This is a genomic window from Cellulomonas citrea, assembly GCF_009829685.1.
Lineage (GTDB): Bacteria > Actinomycetota > Actinomycetes > Actinomycetales > Cellulomonadaceae > Cellulomonas > Cellulomonas citrea.
The window spans coordinates 1-5,438 of record NZ_VWSD01000176.1 but is presented as its reverse complement, the minus strand read 5'-3'; the positions used below and the strand labels follow the sequence as shown (position 1 = coordinate 5,438).

At 73.9% G+C, this 5,438-nt stretch carries 4 protein-coding genes; 3 read left to right on the top strand and 1 reads right to left on the bottom strand.

The features are described 5' to 3' along the window. The first annotated feature begins 60 nt into the window (after positions 1-60). Positions 61-1,797 carry an alpha/beta hydrolase gene (locus F2B26_RS14265; RefSeq protein WP_159810495.1) on the top strand — a complete coding sequence of 579 codons (1,737 nt, stop codon included), beginning with the start codon at positions 61-63 and terminating at the stop codon, positions 1,795-1,797. Positions 1,798-1,805: 8 nt separating this feature from the next. Further along, positions 1,806-2,300, top strand: coding sequence for an NUDIX hydrolase (locus F2B26_RS14260; protein WP_159810493.1), 495 nt, complete (start codon positions 1,806-1,808; stop codon positions 2,298-2,300). A gap of 115 nt (positions 2,301-2,415) precedes the next feature. Here the strand turns inward: F2B26_RS14260 and F2B26_RS14255 are convergent, their stop codons facing one another. Next, positions 2,416-5,076, bottom strand: a complete 2,661-nt coding sequence (locus F2B26_RS14255) for a phosphoenolpyruvate carboxylase (protein WP_235929689.1) — start codon at positions 5,074-5,076, stop codon at positions 2,416-2,418. Between the two features lie 116 nt (positions 5,077-5,192). Here F2B26_RS14255 and F2B26_RS14250 point away from each other — a divergent pair. After that, on the top strand, positions 5,193-5,438 hold a 246-nt coding region (locus tag F2B26_RS14250), incomplete at its 3' end, for an MBL fold metallo-hydrolase (RefSeq protein ID WP_235929688.1).

Genomic DNA, 5,438 nt, shown 5'->3' with positions numbered 1-5,438 from the left:
GCCCGGCGCCGTCCGCTGCGCTAGGTTCGGCGCGCCCCGACCCGCGAGCGAAGGACGGCCATGTCTGCGACCTCCGCGCCGTCCGCGCACCTGCGACCCGCCGCACGCACGTGGTGGTCGCAGCGGGCGCGTCCCTGGTTGGCACGGTTCGACGGGCCCGGGCTCGCCGTCGGGCTGCTGTTCTTCACCCAGGCGATGGGGCCGGCGCTCACCCCGCGCAGCGCCCTGCTGCAGGGCGCCTCCGGAGGCGTGTGCGCCGTCATCGGGTACGGGCTCACCACCGGTGCGCTCGCCCTGGGACGCGGCGTCCTCGGACCGCGGGTCCGGGTGCCGGCCACCTGGCGGCGATGGGGCTGGCGGGTGCTCGCGGTCGTCACCGTGCCGGCGCTCGTGGCCGCCCTGTGGTGGTCGGCGAGCTGGCAGCGCGAGCTGCGCACGATCATGGGCATGGAGCAGCCGGCCTCGGTGGGCTCGTTCGTCACGCTCGTCACCGCGCTCGTCCTCGCCCTCCTGCTGCTGCTCATCTCCCGGGGGCTGCGCGTGGTCTCCCGGCGGCTCGCCCGGCTCATCGGGCGCTGGCTGCCCGCCGTGGTGTCCCGGCTGCTGGCCGTCGCCGCCGTCGCGGTCGTGGCCACGATGGTGCTCAACGGCGCCGTCGTGGAGATCGGCAAGGCGACGCTCGAACGCAGCTTCGCGACCCTGGACGACGAGACGTTCCCCGGCAATGTCCAGCCCACGCTCGCCGAGCGCAGCGGGTCACCCGCCTCGACGCAGGCCTGGGACACCCTGGGACGCGAAGGCCGGCACTTCGTCTCGACCGGGCCGACCCTGGCCCAGCTCAAGGACTTCGACGCCTCGATCGGCCTGGTGCGCGCCGAGCGCGAGCCGATCCGGGTCTACGCCGGCCGTACGAGTGCCCCCGACCTCACCGGTGTCGCGGCCAACGTCGTCGCCGAGCTGGACCGCACCGACGCCTGGGACCGGTCGACCCTCGTCGTCACCACGACGACCGGCACCGGCTGGGTGGACCCGTCGTCCGCACGTGCGCTCGAGCTGCTGTGGGGCGGCGACACCGCCATCGCCGCGATGCAGTACTCGTACCTGCCGAGCTGGGTGAGCTTCGTCGGCGACCGAACGACGCCCGGTCAGGCGGGGGTTGCGCTGCTCGACGCGGTGCGCACCCGGTGGCTGCAGCTGCCGGCCGGTCACCGCCCCAAGCTCTACGTCTACGGCATCTCGCTCGGCTCGTTCGGCTCGCAGAGCGCCTTCACCTCGCTCGACGACGTGCTCACCCGGACCGACGGCGCGCTGTGGGTCGGCACCCCCGGGTTCACGACGCTGTGGGGCACGCTCACCGCCGAGCGCGACCCCGGCTCCCCGGAGATCCGCCCGGTGCTCGACGGCGGCGCCCACGTGCGGTGGCTGGGTGACCTCGACGCGGACGGGACCGAGCTGCAGGCGCTCGGCACCCGCTGGGACGGCCCCCGCGTGGTCTACGTGCAGCACCCGTCCGACGGTGTCGTCTGGTGGTCGCCCGACCTGCTGTTCCACCGCCCCGACTGGTTGCGCGAACCGCGCGGGTCCGATGTGCTGCCCGAAGTGACCTGGCACCCCATCGTCTCGTTCTGGCAGATCACCATCGATCTGTTCGTCGCGGGCGGGGCGCCGTTCGGGCACGGGCACAACTACGCGGCCGAGTACGCCGACGGCTGGGCCGCCGTGGCCCACCCGGACGGCTGGACCGACCAGGACACCCTCGCGCTGCGGACCGCGCTCACCGCCACGGCCCAGAGCTGAGGGACACCATGACCGGGCCCGAGCGCTACTCCCCCGACGACCACCTGGCCGGCCGGACGCTGCTCGTGGCCGCCGCCTACGTCGTGCTGCGCCGCGACGACGACGTGCTCCTGCTCCGCCGCGCCGGCACCGGGTACCGGGACGGCTGGTGGGCCACGCTGGCCGGTCATGTGGACCCCGGCGAGTCGGTGCACGAGGCCGCCTGCCGGGAGGCCTCCGAGGAGGCGGGGGTCCGCATCGAGGCCGCCGACCTCGTGCCGCTCACCGCGATCCACCGGTTCCAGCCCGGCGGCCCGGCCGTCGAGCAGCGCCTCGACGTCTTCTTCGAGGTGCGCCGCTGGACCGGCGAGCCCACGCTGCGCGAACCGGACAAGGCCGCGGCGATGGCCTGGTTCGACCTGCACGCCCTGCCGCAGGACGTCGTCCCGCACGAGCGCCTCGTGCTGCAGGCCCTGGCCGACGGCACGGTGCCGCCCGCCGTCATCTCGCTGCCGGAGCCCTGAGCCACGAGCCCTCGACAGGCCCGAGCCCACGGCCCGGCTCAGACTGCCGTCCCCCGAGAACGCACCGGCCCCGCCCGGCCGGAGCCAGACGGGGCCAGTGCCAGGCCGGGACCGGTCAGCCGGTGTTCTGCAGACCGGCGGCGACGCCGTTGACGGTGAGCAGCAGCAGTCGCTGCAGATCGGGCTTGGTCTCCTCGGAGACCCCGGTGCGCAGCGCACGCAGGGCCCGCAGCTGCAGCAGCGAGAGCGCGTCGACGTACGGGCTGCGCAGCTGCACGGCGCGTCCGAGGATGCGCCGCCGCTCCAGCATGCCGACCTCACCGGTGGTGGCGAGCACCCCGCGACGGGTCAGCCGCATCTCATCGAGCACGAGCGAGGCCAGGTCGTCGCGGTCGCCCAGGGCGAGGTAGCTCGCGGCGATCCGCTCGTCGGTCTTGGCGAGCGACATCTCGACGTTGTCGATCACCGTGGCGAACAGCGGCCAGTGCTCGTACGCCTCGCGCAGCTCGTCGAGGTCGACGGCGGCCAGCGCCGTGCCCAGCCCGTACCAGCCGGCCAGGTTGATCCGGGCCTGCGACCAGGAGAACACCCACGGGATGGCACGCAGGTCGTCCAACGAGGACACCGTGAGCCCACGCCGCGCCGGGCGCGAGCCGATCGGCAGCAGCCCGACCTCCTCGAGCGGGGTCACCTGGGCGAACCACTCGGGGAACCCGTCGGTGCGCACCAGCTCGTGGAACCGGGTGCGCGAGGCGACGTCGAGCCGCCCGGCCAGGTCGGCGAACCGCTCGCTGGCGCGGGCGTTGCGCTCCTCGACCGCCGGGGAGCCCGCCAGCAGCGTCGCCGCCGCCACCTGCTCGACGTGCCGGGTCGCGATCACCGGGTCGCCGTACCGGGCGAAGATGACCTCACCCTGCTCGGTGAGCTTGAACCGCCCGTCGACCGACCCCGGCGGCTGGGCGAGCACCGCACGGTTGGCGGGACCGCCCCCACGGCCCAGGGCCCCGCCCCGGCCGTGGAACAAGGTGAGCTCGATGTGGTGCTGGCGCGCCCAGTCGGCGATCTTCCGCTGCGCCTCGTCGAGGGCGAGGGTGGCCGACAGCGGCCCGACGTCCTTGGAGGAGTCGGAGTAGCCGAGCATGACCTCCATCCGCCGACCGTTGGCCGCGAGCCGGCGCTGCACCTCGGGGATCTGCAGCGACGCCTCGAGGATCTCCACCGCGGCCTGCAGGTCGGCGAAGGTCTCGAAGAGCGGGATCGCGTCGATGACCGGGGCGTCCGCATCGGCGAACGCGAGCTCGGCCAGCCGGTAGACCGCGGCCAGGTGCTCGGGCGCCTGGGTGAACGACACGATGTAGCGGCGGGCCGCCTTGAGCCCGAACCGCCCCTGCACGTACCCGATGGCGCGGAACGTGTCGAGCACCTCGACGGTGCGCGGCTGCAGCTCACCGTCGATGCCGTGCGCCTCGATGTCGGCCAGGGCCGCGGCGTGCACCTGGGAGTGCTGGCGCACCTCGAGCTCGGTGAGGTGGAAGCCGAAGGTCCGCACCTGCCACAGCAGGCGCTGCAGGTCGCCGAACGCGGCGCGGCGCGCACCGGCCTCGACCAGCGAGCGCTGCACGACGAGCAGGTCCTCCTCGAGCTGGTCGGGGCTCGTGTACGCCAGGTCGGCGTCACGGGCCCGGGTCGCCCTGATCCGCTCGACGACGACGAGCAGCACCCGACGGTGCGGCTCGTCCGGCGCGGACACCACGGCGCGTGCGGTGGCCTCGTCGGCCAGGGCCCGCTGACGACGCCACAGCGCGAGCAGCTCGGGCGAGGGCGGTGTCCCGGTCGCGTCGAGCGTGAGCGCGCGGGCGGTGCGCCGCGCGGAGGCCTCGAGGGCGTCGAGCGCGTGCTCACCGGCCAGCGCCGCGGCCTGCCGGGTGATCTCGGGCGTCACGTTCGGGTTGCCGTCACGGTCGCCACCGATCCAGCTGCCCACGTGCGCGAAGGGCTGCACGATCGGGGCGGCCAGACCGGCGTCGCCGTCCAGCAGCCAGTCGTCCAGCCGCCGGTAGACCAGGGGCAGCACGTCGATGAGCGTCGAGTCGATGACCGACAGGACGGTGTTGACCTCGTCGATCACGGTGGGCTTGGCGGCGCGCAGCGGCGAGGTGCGCCACAGGGTGTCCACCTCGGCGAGCAGCCGGCGATCGTTCTCGGCGAGCGTGGTACCGCCGATGTGCAGCGCGTCACGTTCGACGAGCAGCTCGGCGATCCGTCGGATGGACCGCGCGACCGACCGGCGCCGGGCCTCGGTGGGGTGCGCCGTGAACACCGGCCGGAACTCCAGCCGGCGCAGCCGCTCGAGCGCCTCCTCCCGCCCGACCTCGCGGGTGAGCTGGACGACGGCGGACTGCAACGAGTCGTCGGGGATGAGCTCGTGCGCACTGGCGGCCGACTCCCGCTCCCGCAGCACCCGCACCCGGTGGTACTCCTCGGCGAGGTTCGCCAGGTGGAAGTAGCACGTGAACGCGCGGGCCACCTGCTCGGCGCGGGTCTGGTCGAGCCCGGCGACCAAGGCCTCCGCCTGGACGAAGGCGTCCGAGCCCGGGTCGTCGTGCGCCCGGATGGACAGCTCGCGCAGCGCCTCGACGTCCTCGTAGAGCCCGGGGTCACCGGACTCGCGCAGCACCCGGCCGAGGAACTCGCCGAGCAGGCGGACATCGTTGCGCAGCGGTTCGGGAACCTCGTGACGGGCCAGGCCCCGGGACGGTGAGGGGGTATCGGTCACGGATGTCACCGTAGGCCACCCTCGTCGACGACGTGTGGCGCAGCCCACTCCTTGAACCAGGTGCCCGCTCCACCCGGCCGTGCACCAGGTCAGTCGGCGCCGGTTCGGTGCCTCGCGTGCCCGCCCTGCCCCGGTGCCGACGGGCCGCCACCGGGCGGGGCGACCAGACCACGCCGGGCCTCGAGATCATCCTGCCCGACCCGGAATTCATCGAGGAGCATGCCGACGACATTCTCGGCATCGTCCTGACCCACGCGCACGAAGACCATATCGGCGCGGTCGGCTGGCTGTGGCCGCGCCTGAAGGCGCCGATCTACGCCACGCCGTTCACGGCCTATCTGCTGCGCGAGAAGCTGCGCGAT